Origin of the sequence: Curtobacterium sp. MCLR17_040 (genome assembly GCF_003234735.1) — a bacterium.
In the GTDB taxonomy this organism is placed as follows: Bacteria; Actinomycetota; Actinomycetes; order Actinomycetales; family Microbacteriaceae; genus Curtobacterium; species Curtobacterium flaccumfaciens.
Window position 1 is genome coordinate 81,903 of record NZ_QKTE01000004.1, and the last position, 22,957, is coordinate 104,859.

A 22,957-nucleotide genomic window follows, 5' to 3' on the forward strand; every position below is an offset into this window, starting at 1 on the left:
CCGACCGAGATCTGTCACTTCGGTGGGACGACGAGACGCGTCAGGACAGGCGCGAGCCGGGTCCGACCACGGGAGCGCTGCCCGTCGCCTCGGACACGATCGCGTCGAAGGAGACGCGTGCGGTGCGGTGCTCCCCCAGCCGGTTCGGCTTGCCGGTGCCGTGGTAGTCGCTCGAACCGGTGACGAACAGGCCGTAGCGCGTCGCCCAGTCGAGCAGGGTGCGCTTGCCGTGTGCCAGGTTCTCGCGGTGGTCGACCTCGAGCCCGCCGAGCCCGGCGTCGACCAGGTCGCGGAGCATCGGCTCGTCGATGACGATCCCGCGCGAGGACGCCGCCGGGTGCGCGATGACGGGCACGCCGCCGGCCTGCCGGATGAGTTCGACGCCGCGCAGGGGCGAGGGTGCCTCGTGGGGTTCGTAGTAGCCGGACGCCGGGTGCAGGATGCCGCGGAACGCCGCGGACCGGTCGGACTCGAGCCCGCGGGCGACCAGGGCGTCGGCGATGTGCGGACGGCCGATCGTGGCACCGGGGCTGGACTGGGCCAGGACGTCCGCCCAGGTGATCGGGTGGTCCTCGGCGATGCGGTCGACCATGCGGTGCGCGCGGGAGAGCCGGCCGTCGCGGATCCGGGTCGTCTCCTCGACCAGTCCGGGGTGCTCGGGGTCCACAAGGTAGCCGAGCACGTGCACGCTGCGGTAGCCGATCCGGGTGCTCAACTCGAGGCCCGGCAGCAGGGTCAGGGGCAGCTCACGCGCCGCGGCCGTGGCGTCCGCCCACCCCGCGGTCGTGTCGTGGTCGGTCAGCGCGACGGCGTCGAGTCCGGCGGCCGCGGCCGCTCGGACGAGCTCCGCGGGACGCTCGGTGCCGTCGGAGACACTGGAGTGCGCGTGCAGGTCGATGAACGGGTCTGGCACGTGGCCAATGCTATCCACAGGTGAGCGGCCGCACAGGCCGGGTGTCCCCGGGCGATGCGATGATGGACGCATGGCCGACACGACTCCCCGCGCGACGAGCAACCGATCCACGACCCCCGGGTCCTCGACCTTCAAGGACTTCATCGGGTCGCAGTGGGCAGAGCGCTCGGAAGCGCAGCCCGAGCCCCGCGAGCAGGCCGCGTTCGCCGCCGAGCGTCGCGCGCGCATCTCCGAGCTGCACCCGGGCCGCACGATCGTGGTGCCGGCCGGGCAGGCCAAGGTCCGCTCGAACGACTGCGACTACCCGTTCCGCCCGCACTCCACCTTCGCGCACCTGACCGGTTGGGGCACCGACACCGTGGTCGGCTCCGTGCTCGTGATGACGCCGAACGGCTCCGGCCACGACGCCACGCTGTACTTCCGTGCCACCGCGGGCCGCGACTCGGAAGAGTTCTACGCCAACCCCGAGATCGGGGAGTTCTGGGTCGGTCCGCGCCCCTCGCTCGACGCCGTCGCCGCCGACCTCGGGCTGGCCACGGCCGACCTCGGGGCGTTCACGGCCGTCGCCGACGCACTCGACGCGTCGGCGCTGCTCGTGCGTGAAGCCGACGACGACCTGACCCGTTCGCTCGACGCCCGCATCGGCGCGGCCATCGGTGGCGCGGACGAGACCGAGGGGTCGCCGGCCACCGACGACCTGCTCGCCCGCGACCTGTCCGAGCTGCGACTGGTCAAGGACGCGTACGAGGTCCGTGAGCTCCGCAAGGCCGTCGACGCCACGAAGCACGGGTTCGACGACGTCATCGGCGACTTCGACGCCGTGCTCGCGCACCCGCGCGGTGAGCGCATCGTCGAGGGCACGTTCAACCGCCGGGCGCGCGCCGACGGCAACACCGTGGGCTACGACACCATCGCCGCCTCGGGCCACCACGCCTGCATCCTGCACTGGACCCGCAACGACGGCGCCGTGCAGCCGGGGGACCTCATCCTCATCGACGCCGGGGTCGAGGTCGACTCGTTCTACACCGCCGACATCACCCGCACGCTGCCGGTGAGCGGCACGTTCTCCCCCGTGCAGCGGATGGTCTACGAAGCCGTGCTCGAGGCCGCCGACGCCGCGTTCGCGATCGTCAAGCCGGGCATCACGTTCCGCCAGGTGCACGCCACCGCGATGGAGGTCATCGCGCGCAAGACCGCCGAGTGGGGCTTCCTGCCGGTCTCGGCCGCCGAGTCGCTCGAGCCGGACAACCAGTTCCACCGCCGCTACATGGTGCACGGCACGAGCCACCACCTCGGGCTCGACGTGCACGACTGCGCGAAGGCCCGTCGTGAGATGTACCTCGACGGCACCGTGCAGGCCGGCATGGTCTTCACGATCGAGCCTGGGCTGTACTTCCAGCAGGACGACCTGACCGTGCCGGAGGAGTTCCGCGGCATCGGTGTCCGCATCGAGGACGACATCCTGGTGACCGAGGACGGCGCCGAGAACCTGTCCGTCGGCATCCCCCGGACCCCCTCGGAAGTGGAGGGGTGGATCGCCCGCTCGGGCCGCTAGCCTGATCGGGTGACCATGCCCGAGGCCTCCCCGAACACCATCTCGATCGAGGTCGAGCACTTCGACTCCCCCGACGCCCAGCGACTCCGTGCCGCCCAGCGCCTGGAGATCGACCGGGCGCACGGCGGCGACACCGAACCGGGTGAGAAGCCGACCGCCGAGTCGATCGCGGTGTTCTTCGTCGCACGGGACGAGTCCGGGACTCCCCTGGGGTGCGGGGGCCTGCGCATCGTCGACGACGGCATCGCCGAGATCAAGCGGATGTACGTCCGGCCGGAGTCCCGCGGGTCCGGCGCCGCGGCTGCGTTGCTGCGCCGGCTGGAAGAAGCGGCGCTCGACCTCGGGTCCCCGGCGCTCGTCCTCGAGACGGGCACGGAGCAGCAGCGCGCCGTCGGGTTCTACCAGCGCGAGGGGTTCCGGCGGATCGCGAACTTCGGGCCCTACGTCGGGGCGCCCCTGTCGGTCTGCTTCTCGAAGGTCCTCTAGCCGGCCCGAGCCTGCCCGGACCGCGCCGCGCGCAAGCCCGGCTCGCGCGCGCCCGAGCCCGCTCGGCTCTCGGTCACGACGTGCCGTCGGCCCGAGGCCGAGCGGTCACGAACCGTCGTCCGGGCCGGCGCCGAACGACGATCTCCGACCGCTCGACGCCGTGCGCGCGGGGTGTTGCGACCGCCCGGACCGCCCGACCGTCCGGACTCAGCCAGCGAGGTCGCACGAAGTGCCGCCCGCGGAGCTCGGGGACGACAGTTTGTGCGACCTCGGCGAACGCGAACGGCGTGTCGAGCGATCTCGCACGACCCGACCTCGCCCGACCCGACCTCGATCCGACCTCGCGCGACCGCAGGACGAAGGCCGGTCGCGCCGCGGCCGGAGCTCGGCTAGCGGCGGTCGCTGTCCCTGTCGCCCTCGCGCGACGCATCCGGCGAGGACGAGGACGAGGGCTCCGGCGGCGTGGCACCGGCGACCCGCTCGCCGTAGCGCGGCGGCTCCTCGGGTCGACGCTCCGGCACCGGCGGGGCCGCAGGGGCGGCAGCCGTCTCGGGGGTCTCCCCGTACCGGGGTCCGTCGTTCGTGCCGTAGCGCGGCGGGCCCGAAGGCGCACCCGTCTGCGTGCCGGGGGCCGACGTGCCGGGGTGTTGCGGGCCTCCCGGCTGCTGGTGCGGCGTAGCGTGCCCGCCGTACGGCGACTGCTGCTGCGGCGGGACCCCACCGGGGCCCGGACGCCACGGCTGCTGCTGCTGCTGCTGCTGGGGAGCGTCGTTCCAGTGCGTGGACGGGGTCGCCCCGTGCTCGCCGAGGATCCGCTGCGCCTGCCCGGTCAGCTGCGGGTTGACGACGATCTGGTAGTTCGTGGCGAGCACCTGGTGCACGCTCGTGAAGTCGCGCTGCCGCTTCGTGATCGCGAACGAGACGATGCCGTAGAGCATGCCGAACGCGGCACCGATGATCGCGGCGGCCAGGATCAGGCCGCCGGCGCTCGGTGAGAAGAGCGTGAGCACGATGCCGAAGAAGATGCCGAGCCACAGGCCGGACAGCGCGCCGGCGATGGCGGCACGGCCGTAGGTCATCTTGCCGGTGACCCGTTCGACCGTCTTCAGGTCGTTGCCGACGATCGAGAGCTGGTTGACGGGGAAGTCGGCCTCGGCCAGCTTCGCCACCACGCGCTGCGCGTCGGGGTAGCTGTCGTACGTTCCCAGGACGTCGCCCTTGGGCAGCGTCGGGAACGCCTGGGCGGTCCTGCCGGCGAAGGGGCTCTGATTGCTCACACAGCCATCATTCACCGCACACCTTGCAATCGCACGTGCACTCTCAGGGAAGCAGCCGATCGCAAGCCGTCGACCGGTGCCGTCGGCGGCGCGGGCGAACGCGCACACCCGAGCGACTACGCTTGGTCGGGTGAGCGCCACGAAGGTCTTCGTCGCCCGCCTCGCCGGGTGCTCCGTCTTCGACCCCGCGGGCGACCGCGTCGGCAGGGTCCGGGACGTCCTGGTCGTCTACCGCCGGGCCGATCCCCCGCACGTCGTCGGGCTCATCGTCGAGGTGCCCGGCAAGCGCCGCATCTTCGTGAGCATCGGCCGCATCACCTCCATCGGCGCCGGGCAGGTCATCACGACCGGTCTGGTCAACATGCGCCGCTTCGAGCAGCGCGGCGGCGAGGTCCGCGTCATCGCCGAGATGCTCGGCCGCAAGGTGCTCATCAAGAACCAGCGGATCCGCGCCACCATCGAGGACGTCGCGATCGAGGACCGCGGGCAGGGCGACTGGGAGGTCGCGCAGCTCTTCCTCCGCAAGCCGAAGACCACGCCGTCGCCGTTCGGCAAGGGTCCGACGACGTTTGCGACGTGGAACGAGGTCACCGAGGACGAGCTCCCCGGCGAGGCCCAGTCCGCCGAGCACGTCATCGCCGCCTACTCCGACCTGCTGCCCGCCGACCTCGCGTCGACGCTGCTCGACCTGCCCGCCGAGCGCCGGTTCGAGGTCGCCGAGGAACTCCCCGACGACCGCCTCGCCGACGTGCTCGAGGAGATGCCCGACCAGGAGCGCATCGAGATCCTCACCCGGCTGGTGGACGCCCGCGCCGCCGACGTCCTCGACCAGATGCAGCCGGACGACGCGGCCGACGTCCTCGCCCAGTTCTCCGACGAGCGGAGTGAGGCCCTCCTGCAGCTCATGGAGCCGGAGGAGGCGCAGGACGTCCGCATGCTCCTGGAGTACGAGCCGGACACCGCCGGTGGTCTGATGACCACCGAACCGGTGATCGTCTCGGCCGACGCCACCGTGGCCGAGGGCCTCGCGCTCGTCCGCCGCCACGAGCTCGCACCGGTGCTCGGCGCCGCCGTCTGCGTCACCCTGCCGCCGTACGAGCCGCCGACCGGTCGGTTCCTCGGACTCGTGCACTTCCAGCGGATGCTCCGCTACCCGCCGAACGAGCGGCTCGGCACGCTCATCGACCAGCAGACCGAACCGGTCCGGGTCGACGCGAGCGCAGCCGAGGTCACCCGCATCATGGCGACCTACAACCTGCTGTCCGTCCCCGTGGTCGACGACGCCCACCGTCTCGTCGGGGTGGTGACGATCGACGATGTCCTCGACCACGTCCTGCCGGACGACTGGCGAAGTCAGGGCGAGGGGGAACCCTCACCGCTTCCACGCCAACGCCCGCGCAGGACACCCGTGACGACGGGAAGGAGGACCACCCGTGGCCCGAACGGATGACAACCGTCGCGACCGTGACCGCCAAGAGGTCCGGCTCGACTCCCCCAAGGGCATGCGCACGCGTGTGCTCCCCAGCCGCCGCCGTGGTCGCGGGGACACCTTCGGTCGTGCGACCGAGGGCATCGCCCGCGGGATGGGCACGCCGTGGTTCCTCATCGGCCTCACGCTGTTCTGCGTGGTCTGGATGGGCTACAACACCCTGGCGCCGAAGCCGTGGCAGTTCGACTCGGCGGCCATCGGCTTCACGGCTCTGACGCTCGTGCTCTCGCTGCAGGCCTCGTACGCCGCCCCGCTGATCCTGCTCGCGCAGAACCGGCAGGACGACCGCGACCGCGTGCAGTTCGAGCAGGACCGCCAGCGTGCCGAACGCAACCTGGCCGACACCGAGTACCTGGCCCGCGAGGTCGTGGCCCTGCGCCTGGCGATGCGGGACATGGCGTCGAAGGACTTCATCCGCGCCGAGCTCCGCTCCCTGCTCGAGGAGCTCGACCGCCGCGACGCCGACGAGGCCGGGTACGCGGACGAACACGACAACTCCACCCGTGGCTGACGCCGGCCACACCGACGAACAGCTCGGCACGGCGGTCCTCGCCGCGCTCGACCGCGTCATCGACCCCGAGATCCGCCGCCCCGTCACGGAGCTCGACATGATCCGTGGTGTCGACGTGCAGCCAGGAGGCGCGGTGCGCGTCGACCTGCAGCTCACGATCGTGGGGTGCCCCGCCGCCGACACCATCGAGCGCGACGTCCGCGTCGCCGCCGGGTCCGTCCCGGGGGTCGTCGCAGTCGACGTCGACGTGTCCGTGATGGACCCGGCCACTCGTGCCGCGCTGACCCAGCGGCTGCGAGCCGGCCGCCCCAAGGGCATCCAGTTCACCGCGGACTCGCTCACGCGCGTCATCGCCGTCACGAGCGGCAAGGGTGGCGTCGGCAAGTCCACCGTCACCGTGAACCTCGCCGTCGCGCTCGCCCGCCGGGGCCTGCGGGTCGGGGTCGTCGACGTCGACGTGCACGGCTTCAGCGTCCCCGGCCTGATGGGTCTGACCGACGAGCACGGGGTCGCACCCCGTCCGACCCGGGTGGACAGCATGATCCTGCCGCCGGTGGCGCACGACGTGAAGGTCGTCTCGATCGGCATGTTCGTCGACGACGTCTCGACCGCGGTGTCGTGGCGTGGCCCGATGCTGCACCGCACCGTGAACCAGTTCCTGACGGACGTGTTCTTCGGCGACCTCGACGTCCTGCTGCTCGACCTGCCGCCGGGCACCGGCGACGTCGCGATCTCGGTGGGGCAGCTGCTGCCGCACGCAGAGGTCCTGGTCGTCACGACCCCGCAGGCCGCCGCGGCCGACGTCGCCGAGCGCAGCGGGATCGTCGCCCGGCAGACCGGGCAGCGGGTCATCGGGGTGGTCGAGAACATGGCGGGGCTCGTGCAGCCCGACGGCTCGGTGCTGCACCTGTTCGGCGAGGGTGGTGGCGCCGAGACCGCCGCACGGCTGTCCCGCGGGCAGGACGCCCCCGTCCCGGTGCTCGGCAGCGTGCCGCTGTCCGTGCCGCTGCGCGAGGGCGGCGACGCAGGCGTCCCCGTGGTGCTCGGCGCCCCGGAGGACCCGTCCGCCGTGGCCCTGACGGCGATCGCCGACCGGATCACCACGATGGGACGCGGACTCGCCGGCCGGAAGCTCGGGTTGTCGCTGTCCTAGGCTCGAGGTCATGAGCACCGATCACGTCGATGTCGACTGGAACCACGCACGCGCCACCAACCGCGCGAACTGGGACGACCGGGTGCCGATCCACGAGGGTGCCTACGCGATCGACGCCCTCGCCGACCCCGGCCATCGCTCGGACGTCGTCCGTGAGGACCTGCCGGCCCTGACGCCCTGGTTGCCGAACGGCTCGCTCGCGGGCCTCGACGTCTGTCATCTGCAGTGCCACATCGGCACCGACACGGTGTCGCTCGCCCGCGAGGGTGCCCGACTGACCGGTGTCGACTTCTCCCCCGCCGCCCTCGCCTCGGCCGCCGGACTCGCATCGCGCCTCGGGCTCGACGTCACCTGGGTCGAGACCGACGTCCTCGATGCCCGGGCCGCCGTCACCGGCGACTTCGACGTCGTGTACACGAGCATCGGCACGATCTGCTGGCTCCCCGACCTCGACCGCTGGGCTGCGCAGGTCGCCGGCCTGCTGCGCCCCGGCGGGGTGTTCTTCATCCGCGACGGACACCCGGCGCTGTACGCCCTCGACGAGGACGCCGACGAGCTCGTCACCCGGTACCGGTACTTCCCGGACGGCACCGCGCAGCAGTGGGACGACGCCGGCACCTACGCCGGCGACGGCACGGTGGCGAACGCCCGCACCTTCGAGTGGCCGCACCCGCTGTCCGAGATCGTGAACGCCCTGCTCGGTGCCGGGCTGCGGCTCCGACGGCTCGACGAGGGCCGGACCCTGCCGTGGCGCTTCAGCTCCCGCATGGTCGAGACCGACACCGGCTCGTGGGCCTGGCCGGAACACGACCGCGACCGGATGCCGACGACCTACACGATCGTCGCCACCCGCGACTGACGACGCGACCCCCAGACGGACTGGAGGCCCGGTGCCAGCTGGCACCGGGCCTCCAGTCCGTCAGGTGGGGACGTGACGGGCGTCAGGTCGCCTCGGCGTCGAAGGGTGCCGGTTCACCGGCGGCCAGGGGCACGACGGGAGCCGTCGCGCGAACCTTGGAGGCCGTCACCTGCGCGGTCTGCACGGCGGCCGCACTGGAACCGGAGTCGAGCAGGGCGTCTCGGATGATGCGGCGCGGGTCGTACTGGCGCGGGTCGAGTTTCTGCCACTCGATGTCGTCGAACTCGGGGCCCATCTCGTCGCGCATCCGCTCCTTCGCGGTGTCGGCGAACCGACGGACGGCCTTGACGAACTCGGCCAGCTTCTGGGCGTACATCGGCAGGCGCTGCGGCCCGAGCAAGAGGACGCCGATGACCCCGATGATCAGGATCTTGTCGAGCGGGATGTCCACGCGAGCGAGCCTAACGCGTGCTGCTGCGTTGCACCTCTAGAGTTGTCTCCCGAACGGAGTGTGCGTGTCAGAGAAAGAGTCGAACTGGAAGTTCGCCGAGGACATCGTCTCGGAGACCGAGGCGATCGCCCGTGCTCGTGAGCACTCCCTGGAACTCGGGGTCGAAGCGATCTCGCCCGCGATCGGTGCGCAGATCGGGGTCATCGCGGCAGCCTCGCGAGCCACGAGCATCATCGAGATCGGCACCGGCCTCGGGGTCTCCGGCCTGTACCTGCTCGCCGGCGCCCCGAACGCGACCCTGACGACGATCGACGTCGAGGTCGACCACCAGCAGTTCGCCCGCGACGCCTACATCAGCGCCGGCACCGCCCCCGCACGGATCCGGCTCATCCCCGGCCGGGCGAACCAGGTGCTCCCCCGCATGAACGAGGCCTCGTACGACGTCGTGCTCGTCGACGCCGACCCCGAGCACGTCATCGAGTACGTCGAGCACGGTCTGCGGCTCGCCCGCCTGGGTGGCACCGTCCTGGTGCCGCACGCCCTCTGGCGCGGACGCGTGGCCGACCCGGTGAAGCGCGACCGCGCCACCACGGACTTCCGCCTGCTCCTGACCGAGGTGTCGACCTCGGGTGCGGTGCGCAGCGCGCTGTCGCCCGCCGGTGACGGGCTGCTGCAGTTGACGAAGGTCACCAACTAGCGCTCGACCCGCCGGCGCTCGCGCAGGTCAGTCCAGGTGCCGCAGGTACCGCTCGGGCGACTCGAGGAACGCACGCTCGTTCCGCACCAGGTCGAGGTCGCGCCACTCGGTGCGCCGCAGGCCCCACTCGCCGACCTCGTGGATCGTCGCGCCCGGGAACGCGGCGAGCACGGGCGAGTGGGTCGAGAGCACGACCTGGCCGACGCCGCTCTCGACGATCGAGCGCAACAGTGCGATCAGGGTGAGGCAGCCCGAGAACGACAGGGCGGACTCCGGCTCGTCGAGGATCCAGAGGCCGGGCCAACGCGCCCGGTCGATGACGAAGTCCAGGAATGCCTCGCCGTGGCTGCGCTCGTGGAACACCGGCTCGGGGCGACTGCGGTTCGGGTGCTCCTCGAGGTAGGTGAAGAAGCCGTGCATCGTCTCAGCACGCAGGAAGAAACCACCGCGGGGCGCACCGAAGTCACGTCGCAGGGCGATGTGCTGCCACAGGTCCGACTCGGACGGACGGGTCGAGTGGTGTGCCCCGGTCGAGCCGCCTTCCGGGGACATCCCGAACGCGAGCGCGATGGCCTCGATCAGGGTCGACTTGCCGACACCGTTGTCCCCGACGAACACCGTCACCGGGTCCAGGTCGAGGCCCTCGTCGAGCAGCTGCCGGATCGGCGGGAGCGTGGCCGGCCACTCGTCGCGCGGCATCGGGTCCGGGTCGCGGTACTCCTCGACGCGTCGGATGGGCAGGTGGGTCCTCGGCACGGCCCCATCCTGCCGGAGCCGACCGACACCGCGTGTGGACGCCCGCTACCGGCGGGCAGACGGAAAGCCCGGAGCGTACACGCTCCGGGCCTTCCGTTCTGGTGCTTCGACGTACTAGGCCGAGACGACCTCAGCGAGTGCGTCGTGGAGTTCCTTGGCCTCGGCATCGTTGACCGAGACGACCAGGCGGCCTCCACCTTCGAGCGGAACCCGCACGATGATGAGTCGACCCTCCTTAACAGCCTCCATCGGCCCGTCACCGGTCCTCGGCTTCATGGCTGCCATCAGATGTCCCCTTTCGTGCAGTAAATGCAGCCCCATTATCCCGTATGGAGGGGGCAACTGCGAAACCGCCCAGGTTGGGGGTGTCGGATGTGCCATCCGGATGCTCCGCAGAGCGCGGATCCACGGGCCTCCGGCGCCCCCCATCGATCACGGCGGGGTCCAGTCGTAGCCGTCGATCCACCACGTGTAGTACAGCCAGACCCACTGGAGCCCGACGAACGCGACGACGACGGCCACGCGGTACACCCGCGACCGCGGCAGCGCCACGATCCCGAGCAGCGGTGCGATCGGCACGAGGATGCGCCAGGTGCTCGACTGCGGGAAGAACACCGCGAGCAGGTACACGAGGTACGCCACGCCCCAGAGTCGGAGCTCGATGCCGATCCGGCGTGCGGCGGGCATGCACACGAACGCCGCGAACCCGACGAGCACGACGACGAGCAGCACCGTGCCGGCCGGCTGCCCGAACCACCACCCGAACCCCTGCACCCACGGCGCGAACGGCACGAGTTCCTTCCACCCGATGTACGACGACCGCCAGGCGAGCTCGGTGTCCGTGTAGGCCTTCGGCACGCCGGTGACCGCCCACGCGATGGCCGGCCAGGCAAGACCGACCAGACCCGACACCGTGGCGACCACCGCGGGTGGGACGAGCCGGCGGAGTGTCAGCGGTTCCGACGAGCGCACCCACGCCGGACGGATCGCCCACGCGGCCACGAAGAGCACCACCAGGAACGCGAAGGCGAGCCCCGTCGGTCGGGTCATGCCGAGCAGGAGCACGACGGGCAGCATCGCCCACCACCGTCGATCCACCATGAGCAGCAGCGCGACGAGCAGCAGGAACAGGCCCATCGACTCCGCGTAGGCCACCTGGAACATCGCCGACACCGGTGCGACACAGAACAGCACCGTGGCGAACGTCGCCCGTGCGGGGTCGAGGAACCGGCCCATGAGTCGGCGGAACACCAGCGCGGCCCCGAGTCCGGCGAGCAACGACACCGAGACCGCGACGAACTCGAACGACGCTCCGGTGAGCAGCGTGAGCGCGCGCACCAGGAACGGGTAGGCGGGCATGAACGCCCACGCGTTCTCGGTCACGTGCCCGGCGGCGTCGACGGGCAGCGTCGACGGGTACCCGCCCGTGGCGATCACGCGGTACCAGGCGCCGTCCCAGATCGACGCGAACGACAGGTAGCCCGGGCTCTGCACGGTGAACGAGTTCGCCGCCTGCACGCGGGCGAAGGCGAGCATCATCGCGCCCGTGACGAGCCGCGCCAGCACGTAGACGACCGAGATGCGCACCCACCACGGGACGACCCGGTACCGGGCCCGCCAGCGGTTCCGAGCAGGGGTCCTCCGGGTGACCCCCGCCGTCGTCAGGCCGTCAGCCACCGACGCAGCCCGGCCTCGACCGCGGTGATCTGCGCGACCGGGACCTGCTCGTCGTCGTGGTGGGCGAAGACCGGCTCGCCGGGGCCGTAGTTGACCGCGGGGACCCCGAGCGCCGAGAAGCGCGCGACGTCGGTCCAGCCGTACTTCGGACGGGGCTCCGGTCCACCGACGGCCGCGACGAAGTCCTGCGCGAGCGGGGCGTCGAGTCCGGGGCGGGCACCGGCGGCGAGGTCGACGATCGTGACCTCGTACCCGTCGAACAGCTCGCGGATGTGGGCCACGGCTTCGTCGGCCGAGCGCGAGGGTGCGAACCGGTAGTTCACGTGCACCATCGCCTCGTCGGGGATGATGTTGCCCGCGATGCCGCCGCTGATGCCGACCGCGTTCAGGCCTTCGCGGTACTCGAGCCCGTCGACCGTGACGGTACGGGGCTCGTACGCGGCCAGGGTGGCCAGGATCGGGGCCGTCTTGTGGATCGCGTTGTCGCCGATCCAGCTCCGTGCGCTGTGCGATCGCTTGCCGAACGTGCGGATCTCGGCGCGGAGGTTGCCGTTGCAGCCACCCTCGATCTGCGCCCCGGACGGCTCGCCCAGGATCGCGAAGTCGGCGGTGAGGAGTTCGGGTCGCGTCCGGGCCAGGCGGCCGAGGCCGTTCAGGGCGTCGCTGACCTCCTCGTGGTCGTACCAGACCCACGTGACGTCGACCGAGGGGTCGACCAGGTCGTACGCCAGCTTGAGCTGCACCGCGCAGCCGGCCTTCATGTCGACGGTGCCGCGGCCCCAGAGGATCTCGGTGCCGTCCTCGGTGGTCCGGAACTCGGTCGGCAGGTTGTCGTTGAGCGGCACCGTGTCGATGTGACCGGCGATGACGACCCGGCGGTCGCGGCCCAGGTTCGTCCGCGCCACGATCGCGTCGCCGTCGCGGATCACCTCGAGGTGCGGCAGCGGTGCGAGCACGGCCTCGATCGCGTCGGCGAGGGCCTGCTCGTTGCCGGACACCGACTCGATGTCGCAGATGGCACGGGTGATGTCGATGGACGAGGCGGTGAGGTCGAGGTGCTCCGGCATGCGGGCAGCCTACCGGCCGCCCCTCGCACCGCCCCGGCAGTCCGGACGGTCGGGAACCCGACCGCCCCGGCAGTCGGGACGGACGGCGACCCCGCCGCCCAGGCCGTCCGGCCGGACGGTGCCCGCCGACGGTCGCTCGGTACCCTGGAGCCGTGACCGACACGACTGCCTTCGACCGCCCGACCCACGCCTGGGGCCACGGCCTCGCGACGATCGCCGCCGACGGCACGACGCTCGACACCTGGTACCCGGAGACGCACCTCGGCGCGCTGCCCGCCGACGCCGTGTTCCCCGCCGAGCTGCAGGCGCACGTCGGTGACGACCCCCGCCGCGAGGTCCGGATCGAGGCCGTCACCACCGAGATCACGATCGACGCCGCTCCGACGGACACCCCGGACGCGTACCTCCGCCTGCACCTGCTGAGCCACCTGCACGTCCGCCCGAACGAGGTCTCCCTCGACGGCGTCTTCGGCCACCTGCCGATCGTCGCGTGGACGAACGCCGGCCCGGTGCACCCCGATTCCCTGACGCGCCTGCGCCCGTCCCTGCAGCGCGCCGGCATCGCCGTGCACGCCATCGACAAGTTCCCGCGCCTGCTCGACTACGTCGTGCCGGACCGCGTCCGCATCGGTGACGCCAACCGCGTCCGCCTCGGCGCACACCTGGCGCCGGGCACCACAGTCATGCACGAGGGCTTCGTCAACTTCAACGCCGGCACCCTCGGTGACGCCATGATCGAGGGCCGCGTCTCGCAGGGCGTCGTCGTCGGCAACGGCACCGACATCGGCGGCGGCGCCTCGATCATGGGCACGCTGTCCGGCGGCGGCACGCACCGTGTCTCGCTCGGCGAACGCGCGCTGCTCGGCGCGAACGCGGGCCTCGGCATCTCGCTCGGCGACGACTCCGTCATCGAGGCCGGTCTCTACGTCACGGCCGGCACGAAGGTGGTGCTGGTCGGCGCGGCACCGAACCCCGACGGCACTCCGAAGACCGTCAAGGCCGCGGAGCTCTCCGGCACCCCGAACATCCTGTTCCGCCGCAACAGCATCAGCGGCGCCGTCGAGGCACTGCAGCGCAAGGGCGAGGGCATCCAGCTGAACACCGCGCTGCACGCGTAGCGCTCGGCCAGCGGTCACGACGCGCCGCCTGCGCGCGCCGAGGGCGCACGAACTGTCGCTCCGGCACCCGCCGGACGACAGTTCGCGATCACTCGGCGGAGGTGAGCGGCGCGTCCCACGATCGCGCACCCACCGACGCACCCGCCTGGAGGCCCGGTGCCGGTCCACGAGACCGGCACCGGGCCTCCAGGCGGTCGCGTCCAGAGCCGCAACCCGCCCCGCGAGTGGTCACAACACACCGTCCGCGTACGCCGAGGGCGCACGAACCGTCGTTTCGACACCCGCCGGACGACAGTTCTCGACCACTCGGCAATGGTGAGCGGCGCGCCCCGCCGCCCCGCGCCCGACACGCCCGCACGGGAGGCCCGGTGCCGGTCCACGAGACCGCCACCGGGCCTCCAGGCCGTCGCGTCCAGAGCCCCGCGAGTGGTCACAACACACCGTCCGCGGGCGCCGAGGGCGCACGAACTGTCGCTCCGGCACCCGCCGGACGACCGTTCGCGACCACTCGACGGGAGGTGAGCGGCGCGCCCCGCCGCCCCGCGCCCGACACGCCCGCACGGGAGGCCCGGTGCCGGTCCACGAGACCGCCACCGGGCCTCCAGGCGGTCGTGTCCAGAGCCCCGCGAGTGGTCACAACACACCGTCCGCGGGCGCCGAGGGCGCACGAACCGTCGTTTCGACACCCGCCGGACGACCGTTCGCGACCACTCGACGGAGGTGAGCGGCACGTCCCGCCGGACGGCGCCACGCGGCGCACACGCACGAGCGCCCCGCGCCACGGAACCGTGGGGCGGGGCGCTCGGAGTCGATCAGCGCTCGGGGACGTCGCGCTCGGGCGCGCCCACGTAGAGCTGCTGGGGGCGACCGATCTTGTTGAGCGGGTCGTTGTTCAGCTCGCGCCACTGGGCGATCCAGCCCGGCAGGCGACCGATGGCGAACAGGACGGTGAACATCCGCGGCGGGAAGCCCATCGCCTTGTAGATGATGCCGGTGTAGAAGTCGACGTTCGGGTAGAGCTTGCGGCTGACGAAGTACTCGTCCTCGAGTGCGATCTGCTCGAGTTCCATCGCGATGTCGAGCAGGTCGTCCTGCACGCCGAGGGACTCGAGGACCTCGTGCGCGGACTCCTTGACGAGCTTCGCGCGCGGGTCGTAGTTCTTGTAGACGCGGTGCCCGAAGCCCATGAGCTTGACGCCCTGCTCCTTGTTCTTCACCCGCTCCACGAAGCGCGTCACGGGCTCGCCCGAGTCCTTGATCTGCTGGAGCATCTCGAGGACAGCCTCGTTCGCACCGCCGTGCAGCGGGCCGTACAGGGCGTTGATGCCGGCCGAGATCGAGGCGAACATGTTCGCCTTCGTCGAGCCGACCATGCGCACCGTCGAGGTCGAGGCGTTCTGCTCGTGGTCCTCGTGCAGGATGAGGAGCCGCTCGAGCGCCTTCGAGAGCACCGGGTTCGGCTTGTAGGTCTCGGCCATGGTGCCGAAGTTCAGCCGCAGGAAGTTGTCGACGAACGACAGCGAGTTGTCCGGGTACAGGAACGCCTGCCCGATGGCCTTCTTGTGGGCGTAGGCCGCGATCACCGGGAGCTTCGCGAGGAGCCGGACGGTCTGCAGCTCGACCTTCTCGGGGTCGTCCACGTCCATGTCGTCCTCGTAGTACGTGGACAGGGCGCTCACGGCGCTCGAGAGCACGGACATCGGGTGCGCCGAGTGCGGCAGGGCGTCGAACAGGCGGCGGAGGTCCTCGTGCAGCAGGGTGTGCCGACGGATGCGGGCGTCGAACTGCTCGAGCTCGGTGGGGGTCGGCATCTCGCCGTAGATCAGGAGCCAAGCGACCTCGAGGAAGGTGCAGTTGCCGGCGATCTGGTCGATCGGGTACCCGCGGTAGCGCAGGATGCCCTGGTCGCCGTCGATGTAGGTGATCGCGCTCTTCGTCGCACCGGTGTTCACGAACCCGTAGTCGAGCGTGTTCATCCCGGTCTGCTTCTTGAAGGTCGAGATGTCGATCGCGGACGCGCCGTCGACGCTCTGCAGGATCGGGAACTCCGCCGTGCCACCCGGGAACGTCAGCGTCGCGGTCGCGCCCTGCTGTTCGGCGGCGGGACTCACGGGGACGGGCGTGGTGGGCGGTGTGGCCGTCTTCTGAGCGTCATTGGCAGTGTCAGTCACGAGGACAGCCTAATCGCGGCACCTGTCGGTCGTGCACACATCCCAGGTGACGATTTGGTGGTTCCCAGGGATTGCGGGCACCACCGGAACGACTCGTGTCCGTGCTACGCGGTGCCGAGGCGACGGCTGCTCGCCAGTCGCTGCGACGCTGCGGCGATGCGTTCGTCGGTCGCCGTCAGGGCCACGCGGACGTGCTCTCCCCCTGCTGCGCCGTAGAACGTGCCCGGTGCGACGAGGATCCCGCGGTCGGCGAGCCAGGCCACGGTGTCGAGTGCGGGTTCGCCGCGGGTGGCCCAGAGGTAGAGCCCTGCCTCGCTGTGGTCGATTCGGAACCCGGCATCCTCGAGTGCTCGCCGGAGCATGTTCCGTCGCGCTCGGTAGCGGCCCTTCTGCTGCTGCACGTGGGTCTCGTCCTGGAGCGCGACGACCATGGCCTGCTGCACGGGCAGCGGCGGCATGAGCCCCGCGTGCTTCCGGACGGCCAGGACGTCGGCCAGGATCGCGGCGTCACCGGCGACGAAGGCCGCACGGTAGCCGGCGAGGTTCGACTGCTTCGACAGCGAGTACACGCTGAGCACGCCGTCGAGCGAGTCACCGACCACACGGGGGTCCAGGATCGTGGGCGTCGGGGTGGTGGCGTACTCCGGGTCCCACCCGAGCTCGGCGTAGCACTCGTCGCCGACGATGACGGCTCCGAGCTCGCGGGCGCGCACCACGGCGGCGCGGAGCTCGTCGATCGTCAGCACGCGGCCGTCGGGGTTGCCCGGGGAGTTCAGCCACACGAGCTTCGTGCTGGACGGCCACTCCGCCGGGTCGTCCGACGCGAGGGCCTCGGCGCGGACCAGTGCGGCGCCGAGCTCGTACGTCGGGTACGCGGCGGCCGGGAACACCACCGTGTCACCGGGGCCGATGCCGAGCCAGAGCGCGAGGCCCGCGATGAACTCCTTCGAGCCGATCGTCGGCAGCGCGTTCGCCTCGGTCAGGGCGACGCCGTGCCGACGGCCGTACCAGTCCGCGATGGCCTGCCGCAGCGCCGGGGTGCCAGCGACCTGCGGGTAGGCGTGCGCATCGGTCGCGGTGGCCAGGGCGGTGCGGACGACCTCGGGCGTGGGGTCGACGGGCGATCCGACGCTGAGGTCGACGATGCCGCCCTCGTACGCCGCGGCGCGCTGCTTGAACGGGACGAGCTGGTCCCAGGGGAAGTCGGGGAGGTCGAGCGCCACGAGGGGGTCCGGTCAGCCGCGGACGGGCTCGGCCGCGACGACGGGGTGGTCCTTGTGGATCACGCCGACCTTCGCAGCGCCGCCGGGCGACCCGACCTCGTCGAAGAACTCGACGTTGGCCTTGTAGTAGTCGGCCCACTGGTCGGGCAGGTCGTCCTCGTAGTAGATGGCCTCGACGGGGCAGACCGGCTCACACGCACCGCAGTCGACGCACTCGTCGGGGTGGATGTAGAGCGAGCGGTCACCCTCGTAGATGCAGTCGACCGGGCATTCGTCGATGCAGGCACGGTCCTTGACGTCGACACAGGGCTGGGCGATCACGTAGGTCACGGTTCGGGTGCTCCCTTCGACGAGCGGGTTCGAGTCTACTCGCGGCCCGGGGCCGTCCGGGACCGCAGCCCCGACAGGTCCGGCCACGCGAGGACCAGGGCGGCGATGACCGCGGGGGCGAAGGTCCAGACGTACCCGGCCGCGTTGGCGAGGACGAGCGGCGAGCTCTCCCCGCCGACCGACACGAGCACCTGCGTCGCGACGAGGATCCCGATGCCGATCGCGGCGACCATCGCCCGCGAGCGGTAGACGAGCCGCACGCCCACGGTCAGGCCGAGCACGATGAGGGTGGTGACGACGAGTCCGACCGGGAACGCGCCGAGCGTCTGCTGGTGCGTGACCGTCCCGAGCCCGCCCGCGAGCAGCCCGAACAGCAGCGAGACGACGACCGCCGCGGCCTTGCCCTGGCCGGACATCTCGGCGTAGGTCTGCGGGGCCGCCGTCTGCGGGGCCGCGTCGTGCCGGAACGCCTCGACCGCCGGGGCGTGCTGCCGGACGCCGTGCGGCATCACCCACGACAGAGCGCTCGGGTCGGCGGGGTCCACGGGGTCGACGGCGACCTGGGAGCGGTACTGCTCGACGGCCGCCCGCACCTTGGCCCGGACCGGCAGGACGTCGACCGTGACGTCGGCCTGACCGCTGGCGGGGTCGACGATCATCGAGAACGGGACTTCTTCGGCACGGGCCGCGTACTGCGCCGCGTGGTGCATCCGTACGTGGTCGGGGTGCCCGTAGCCGCCGTCGTCGGCGTAGCTGATCACGGCGTCGGCACCGGTGGAGCGGATCGCGGCGCGGACGTCGTCGACGACCTCGCCCAGGTCTTCCGCCGTCAGCGAGTCGGCCGGGGCGTCGTCCGCGGCGGTGGCCCGCCCGTCCGGGCCCCACTGCATGCCGGAGTCGACGTAGCGGCGCTCCGGCAGGTCGGTCGGCCGGGCACCGCGCCCGCCGAGCCACAGGTGCTGCGGACCGCCAAGGGCGGCGAGGGCCGCAGCGATCTCGGTCTCCCGGTGCCGTGCCACCCGAGCGGGGTCCCCGGCCAGCGGGGCCAACTGCTCCGTGAGCATCTCACCGCGCTCGCCCCGGGTCGCGGTGAGCACGGTCACCTCGGCGCCGCGCTCGAGCAGGGTCGCGATGGTCCCGCCCGACGAGAGCGTCTCGTCGTCGGGGTGGGCGTGCACGATCAGGACGCGCTCGGGGCGCGTGGCGGGGGCCTTCGACATCGTCCCCAAGGGTACGGGACTAGCGGGGCGTGACGATGTAGGTCGCCGTGACGCCGCCGCTGTCCTTGGTCTCCGAGAAGGTCAGGACGACGCGGTAGGCGTCGCTCCGGAACATGCCGAACGCGCTCGACGAGTCCGCACGCTTGGCCGACTCGGTGTACCCGGCGTCGGTGAGCTGCTGCACGGCGGCCTGGAAGTCGTCGACGGAGGCCGCCCGGACCTGCGCGACCCACCCCGAGCCGTTCGGTCCGGCTCCCCCACCGAGCACGGTGCCGTCGACGAGCGGGACGTCGGCCGACGGGAACCCGTCCGGCACCTTTCCGTCGGAGGTCACATCGGCACCCTTGAGCGCCGTGTCGAGCGCGCCGTCGATGCCACCGGCGACCGAGGACATGCCGTCCTGGATCGCCTTGCCGTCGATGCCCGCGACCCCGTCGGCGACGTTCGACGCGACGGAGGACCCGAGGTCGGTGGCCTGCTGCACGGCCTGGGTCGAGCAGCCGGTGAGTCCGGCCAGGGCGATGCCGGCAGCGACGGCGGCGATCAGCGGGGTACGGAGGGAACGCATGGCGCGACCGTAACGGACGAGCCGGGAGGCCCGGCGCGAGTTGGCTGTGAACGTGCCGTCCCCGGGGCGGTCACGTGCGCGGCGGGGCCGCCCCGGGCCTCCTTCCCGAAGAACGTGTCAGGCGACGTAGGCGCGCGTCGCCGCGACCAGGGCATCGACACCGACCGGGATCGCGGTCTCGGCCTGCGGCGCGTAGAACGGCGAGTGGTTGCTCGGGATCTCCTCGCCGCGGCGGAAGCGCTCCGGGTCGGTGATGCCCGTGAACCAGTACACGAGCGGCGCTCCGGCGGCGGTGGCGAGCTGGCCGACGTCCTCCGACGCCATGGCGAGCCCGATCTCCAGGTCGCGGGCTCCCGGCACCTCGGCGCGGATGGCCTCGAGCACGGTGGCGGCGGCCTCGGCGTCGTTCACGGTGACCTCGGCGCCCGGTGCGCGCACGATCGTCGGCTCGGACAGGCCACCGGCCGTGCTCTCGGCCCGGACGATGCGCTCGATCGAGGCGATGATGCGCTGGCGGGTCTCCTCGTTGCGGGCCCGTGTCGAGATCTCGATGACGGCCTCGTCGGGGATGATGTTCGCCCGCGTGCCGGCGTGGAAGCTGCCGACGGTGACGACCCCCGCGTCGCTCGGCGAGACCTCGCGGGCGACGACGGTCTGCAGCCGCACGACGGCCGAGGCCGCGGTGACGACCGGGTCGAGCGAGGCCTGCGGTGCCGAACCGTGCGCCCCACGACCGTTGAAGGTCACCGTCAGCCGGTCGCTCGACGCCATCACGGGGCCGGTGCCCACCGCGACGATGCCGACCGGTGCGGGTGCGGAGTGCTGCCCGAGCACGACGTCCGGCTTCGGGAACCGCTCGACCAGGCCGTCCTCGACCATCGCGCGGGCGCCGGAGATGACCTCTTCAGCGGGCTGGAAGACGGCGACGACCGTGCCGCGCCAGTCCCCCGTGGTGGCGACCAGGCGCTCCAGTGTGCCGAGCAGCCACGTGACGTGGATGTCGTGGCCGCAGGCGTGCATGGTGGGGACCTCGCGGCCCTCGTCGTCGGTGCCGACGTGCTCGCTGGCGTAGGACAGGCCGGTGCGTTCCTGCACGGGCAGGCCGTCCATGTCGGCGCGGAGCCAGACCACGGGTCCCTCGCCGTTCGACACGACACCGACGACGCCGGTGCCGCCGACGCCCGTCGTCACCTCGATCCCACCGATCTCGGCGAGCTTCGCAGTGATGACACCGGCGGTGCGGTGCTCCTGGAAGCCGAGCTCCGGGTGGGCGTGCAGGTCCTGGTAGATCGAGAGCAGGTCGAGAGTCACGCTGACCACGGTACAACCGCGAACGGCCCGGCCACCTGTTGCAGGTGACCGGGCCGTCGGACGGAGGACGGGCCTCCGCGCGTGTTGCTCGTGCTGGTGCTTACGCGTCCTGGCGCTTGAGACGCGCGTAGGAGCGCTGGCGAGCCGACGCGTCCAGCTCGACCTTGCGGATGCGCACGGCGGCGGGGGTGACCTCGACGCACTCGTCCTCACGGGCGAACTCGAGGCACTCCTCCAACGAGAGCTGACGCGACGGCGTCATCGACTCGAACGTGTCGGCGTTGGCCGACCGCATGTTGGTGAGCTTCTTCTCCTTGGTGATGTTCACGTCCATGTCGTCGGCGCGCGAGTTCTCGCCGATGACCATGCCCTCGTAGACCTCTTCGGTCGGGTTGACGAAGAACGACATCCGCTCCTGGAGGTTCGTGATGGCGAACGGCGTCACCACACCGGAGCGGTCGGAGACGATCGAGCCGTTGATGCGGGTCTGGATCGCGCCGGCCCACTCGTCGTAGCCGTGGAAGATCGCGTTGGCGATGCCGGTGCCGCGGGTCTCCGTGAGGAACGACGTGCGGAAGCCGATCAGGCCGCGCGACGGGACGATGAACTCCATGCGCACCCAGCCGGTGCCGTGGTTCGTCATGTTCTCCATGCGGCCCTTGCGAGCGGCCATGAGCTGCGTGATCGCGCCGAGGTACTCCTCCGGCGTGTCGATCGTCATGTGCTCGTACGGCTCCTGCAGCTTGCCGTTCTCGTCACGCTTCGTGACCACCTGCGGCTTGCCGACGGTGAGCTCGAAGCCCTCGCGACGCATCTGCTCGACCAGGATGGCGAGTGCGAGCTCACCACGGCCCTGGACCTCCCACGCGTCGGGGCGGCCGATGTCGAGGACCTTGAGCGAGACGTTGCCGACGAGCTCGCGGTCGAGGCGCTCCTTGACCATGCGGGCAGTCAGCTTGTGGCCCTTGACCTTGCCGACGAGCGGGCTGGTGTTCGTGCCGATCGTCATCGAGATCGCCGGGTCGTCGACCGTGATGGTCGGCAGCGGGCGGACGTCCTCGGGGTCGGTCAGGGTCTCGCCGATGGTGATCGTGTCGAAGCCGGCGACGGCGACGATGTCACCGGGGCCCGCCGACTCGGCCGGGTAGCGGTCGAGCGCCTTCGTGATGAGGAGCTCGGTGATGCGGGCGTTGACGACGGTGCCGTCGTGCTTGACCCACGCGACCGTCTGGCCCTTCTTCATGGTGCCGTGGAAGATGCGCAGGAGCGCGAGGCGACCGAGGAACGGGGAGGCGTCGAGGTTCGTGACGTGCGCCTGCAGCGGGTGCTCGTCGTCGTACTTCGGGGCCGGGACGTGCTGGAGGATCGCTTCGAACAGCGGCTCGAGGTCGTCGTTGTCGGGCAGCTCGCCGTCGTTCGGCTTGTTGCGCGACGCGGCGCCGTTGCGACCCGAGGCGTAGACCACAGGGACGTCGAGGATCGCGTCGAGGTCGAGGTCGTCGACCTCGTCCGACAGGTCGGAGGCGAGGCCGAGGAGCAGGTCCTGGGACTCGGAGACGACCTCGTCGATGCGGGAGTCGGGCCGGTCCGTCTTGTTGACGAGCAGGATCACCGGGAGCTTCGCGGCGAGCGCCTTGCGCAGCACGAAGCGGGTCTGGGGCAGGGGACCTTCGGAGGCGTCGACGAGCAGCACGACACCGTCGACCATGGAGAGGCCGCGCTCGACCTCACCACCGAAGTCGGCGTGACCGGGCGTGTCGATCACGTTGATGGTGATGGGGCCGTCCGCGCCGAACTCGGTCGCGTGCTTGCCGTTGTAGAGCACCGACGTGTTCTTCGCGAGGATCGTGATGCCCTTCTCGCGCTCGAGGTCGTTCGAGTCCATCATGCGGTCTTCGCCCTCGAAGTGGGCGTCGAACGAGTTGGTCTGCGTGAGCATCGCGTCGACGAGGGTGGTCTTGCCGTGGTCGACGTGTGCCACGATGGCGACGTTGCGCAGGTCGGACCGGGTGGCGAGCGCCATACAGGACATCCTTCAATTTCTGGGAGAGTGTCGGGCCAGTGTTTTCACAGCACCGCACCCGTGGGCAGAACGCCCGACACGCCAGTCTACCGGTAGTTCGCA

22 protein-coding genes are annotated in these 22,957 nt (G+C 71.3%); 8 read left to right on the plus strand and 14 right to left on the minus strand.

Going from position 1 to position 22,957, the window contains the following annotated elements; all coding sequences use genetic code 11:
• Positions 1 to 40: 40 nt before the first annotated feature.
• A complete protein-coding gene (locus DEJ01_RS05660) occupies positions 41 to 913 on the minus strand; it encodes a PHP domain-containing protein (RefSeq protein WP_111088209.1) in 873 nt (290 codons plus the stop codon).
• A 70-nt stretch (positions 914 to 983) separates the two neighbouring features.
• Here DEJ01_RS05660 and DEJ01_RS05665 point away from each other — a divergent pair, with 70 nt between their 5' ends.
• Entirely contained in the window at positions 984 to 2,468 is a 1,485-nt protein-coding gene (locus DEJ01_RS05665) for an aminopeptidase P family protein (protein WP_111029547.1), read from the plus strand.
• Between the two features lie 15 nt (positions 2,469 to 2,483).
• Positions 2,484 to 2,954, plus strand: a complete 471-nt coding sequence (locus tag DEJ01_RS05670; RefSeq protein WP_071405472.1) for a GNAT family N-acetyltransferase — start codon at positions 2,484 to 2,486, stop codon at positions 2,952 to 2,954.
• A gap of 389 nt (positions 2,955 to 3,343) precedes the next feature.
• On the opposite strand, the gene DEJ01_RS05675 is transcribed toward DEJ01_RS05670, so the two are convergent.
• Positions 3,344 to 4,231, minus strand: a complete 888-nt coding sequence (locus tag DEJ01_RS05675; protein ID WP_111092442.1) for a general stress protein — start codon at positions 4,229 to 4,231, stop codon at positions 3,344 to 3,346.
• Positions 4,232 to 4,361: 130 nt separating this feature from the next.
• Between DEJ01_RS05675 and DEJ01_RS05680 the strand changes: the two genes are divergently transcribed.
• Genes DEJ01_RS05680 through DEJ01_RS05695 form a run of 4 tightly spaced genes read left to right on the plus strand, consistent with a single transcriptional unit; the run spans position 4,362 to position 8,243 of the window.
• Complete coding sequence (locus DEJ01_RS05680; protein WP_027464574.1) at positions 4,362 to 5,681, plus strand: magnesium transporter MgtE N-terminal domain-containing protein; 1,320 nt, start codon at positions 4,362 to 4,364, stop codon at positions 5,679 to 5,681.
• 52 nt (positions 5,682 to 5,733) lie between these two features.
• Positions 5,734 to 6,231 (plus strand): DUF1003 domain-containing protein, encoded by a 498-nt coding sequence (locus DEJ01_RS05685; RefSeq protein ID WP_111092502.1) that lies wholly within the window; start codon positions 5,734 to 5,736, stop codon positions 6,229 to 6,231.
• On the plus strand, positions 6,224 to 7,384 hold the full coding sequence (locus DEJ01_RS05690; RefSeq protein ID WP_111092443.1) for a P-loop NTPase: 1,161 nt from the start codon (positions 6,224 to 6,226) through the stop codon (positions 7,382 to 7,384). The genes DEJ01_RS05685 and DEJ01_RS05690 overlap by 8 nt, the downstream gene beginning before the upstream one ends.
• Positions 7,385 to 7,394: 10 nt before the next feature.
• Complete coding sequence (locus tag DEJ01_RS05695) at positions 7,395 to 8,243, plus strand: bifunctional 2-polyprenyl-6-hydroxyphenol methylase/3-demethylubiquinol 3-O-methyltransferase UbiG (protein ID WP_111092444.1); 849 nt, start codon at positions 7,395 to 7,397, stop codon at positions 8,241 to 8,243.
• 82 nt (positions 8,244 to 8,325) lie between these two features.
• Here DEJ01_RS05695 and DEJ01_RS05700 read toward each other — a convergent pair whose 3' ends face one another.
• The gene (locus DEJ01_RS05700; RefSeq protein WP_110894138.1) at positions 8,326 to 8,694 is read right to left on the minus strand and encodes a twin-arginine translocase TatA/TatE family subunit; all 369 of its coding nucleotides are present in this window, start codon (positions 8,692 to 8,694) and stop codon (positions 8,326 to 8,328) included.
• Positions 8,695 to 8,758: 64 nt separating this feature from the next.
• On the opposite strand from DEJ01_RS05700, the gene DEJ01_RS05705 reads away from it, so the two are divergent.
• On the plus strand, positions 8,759 to 9,391 hold the full coding sequence (locus DEJ01_RS05705) for an O-methyltransferase (protein ID WP_017887052.1): 633 nt from the start codon (positions 8,759 to 8,761) through the stop codon (positions 9,389 to 9,391).
• A gap of 27 nt (positions 9,392 to 9,418) precedes the next feature.
• On the opposite strand, the gene DEJ01_RS05710 is transcribed toward DEJ01_RS05705, so the two are convergent.
• The 4 genes from DEJ01_RS05710 to dapE all read right to left on the minus strand — a co-directional run bounded on the left by DEJ01_RS05710 (position 9,419) and on the right by dapE (position 12,891).
• Entirely contained in the window at positions 9,419 to 10,147 is a 729-nt protein-coding gene (locus DEJ01_RS05710) for an AAA family ATPase (protein ID WP_071404158.1), read from the minus strand.
• A gap of 114 nt (positions 10,148 to 10,261) precedes the next feature.
• A complete protein-coding gene (locus tag DEJ01_RS05715; RefSeq protein WP_017887054.1) occupies positions 10,262 to 10,432 on the minus strand; it encodes a DUF3117 domain-containing protein in 171 nt (56 codons plus the stop codon).
• Positions 10,433 to 10,579: 147 nt separating this feature from the next.
• Positions 10,580 to 11,824 (minus strand): hypothetical protein, encoded by a 1,245-nt coding sequence (locus tag DEJ01_RS05720; protein ID WP_111092445.1) that lies wholly within the window; start codon positions 11,822 to 11,824, stop codon positions 10,580 to 10,582.
• Positions 11,809 to 12,891 carry a succinyl-diaminopimelate desuccinylase gene (gene dapE / locus DEJ01_RS05725; protein WP_071404160.1) on the minus strand — a complete coding sequence of 361 codons (1,083 nt, stop codon included), beginning with the start codon at positions 12,889 to 12,891 and terminating at the stop codon, positions 11,809 to 11,811. The genes DEJ01_RS05720 and dapE overlap by 16 nt, the downstream gene beginning before the upstream one ends.
• Positions 12,892 to 13,043: 152 nt before the next feature.
• On the opposite strand from dapE, the gene dapD reads away from it, so the two are divergent.
• Positions 13,044 to 14,009, plus strand: coding sequence for a 2,3,4,5-tetrahydropyridine-2,6-dicarboxylate N-succinyltransferase (dapD, locus tag DEJ01_RS05730; protein WP_111092446.1), 966 nt, complete (start codon positions 13,044 to 13,046; stop codon positions 14,007 to 14,009).
• A gap of 812 nt (positions 14,010 to 14,821) precedes the next feature.
• On the opposite strand, the gene DEJ01_RS05735 is transcribed toward dapD, so the two are convergent.
• The 7 genes from DEJ01_RS05735 to typA form a co-directional block, all read right to left on the minus strand.
• Positions 14,822 to 16,120 carry a citrate synthase gene (locus tag DEJ01_RS05735; RefSeq protein WP_111092447.1) on the minus strand — a complete coding sequence of 433 codons (1,299 nt, stop codon included), beginning with the start codon at positions 16,118 to 16,120 and terminating at the stop codon, positions 14,822 to 14,824.
• A gap of 164 nt (positions 16,121 to 16,284) precedes the next feature.
• Positions 16,285 to 17,403: a succinyldiaminopimelate transaminase gene (gene dapC, locus DEJ01_RS05740; RefSeq protein WP_111092448.1), complete on the minus strand. Its 1,119-nt coding sequence runs from the start codon at positions 17,401 to 17,403 to the stop codon at positions 16,285 to 16,287.
• A 12-nt stretch (positions 17,404 to 17,415) separates the two neighbouring features.
• The gene (gene fdxA / locus DEJ01_RS05745; protein WP_017887060.1) at positions 17,416 to 17,733 is read right to left on the minus strand and encodes a ferredoxin; all 318 of its coding nucleotides are present in this window, start codon (positions 17,731 to 17,733) and stop codon (positions 17,416 to 17,418) included.
• 35 nt (positions 17,734 to 17,768) lie between these two features.
• On the minus strand, positions 17,769 to 18,953 hold the full coding sequence (locus DEJ01_RS05750) for a PIG-L family deacetylase (protein WP_111092449.1): 1,185 nt from the start codon (positions 18,951 to 18,953) through the stop codon (positions 17,769 to 17,771).
• A gap of 19 nt (positions 18,954 to 18,972) precedes the next feature.
• Positions 18,973 to 19,521, minus strand: a complete 549-nt coding sequence (locus DEJ01_RS05755; protein ID WP_071404165.1) for a hypothetical protein — start codon at positions 19,519 to 19,521, stop codon at positions 18,973 to 18,975.
• 117 nt (positions 19,522 to 19,638) lie between these two features.
• Positions 19,639 to 20,832, minus strand: coding sequence for an amidohydrolase (locus DEJ01_RS05760; RefSeq protein WP_027464563.1), 1,194 nt, complete (start codon positions 20,830 to 20,832; stop codon positions 19,639 to 19,641).
• A gap of 100 nt (positions 20,833 to 20,932) precedes the next feature.
• Positions 20,933 to 22,855, minus strand: a complete 1,923-nt coding sequence (gene typA, locus DEJ01_RS05765) for a translational GTPase TypA (protein WP_027464562.1) — start codon at positions 22,853 to 22,855, stop codon at positions 20,933 to 20,935.
• Between the last annotated feature and the right edge of the window lie 102 nt (positions 22,856 to 22,957).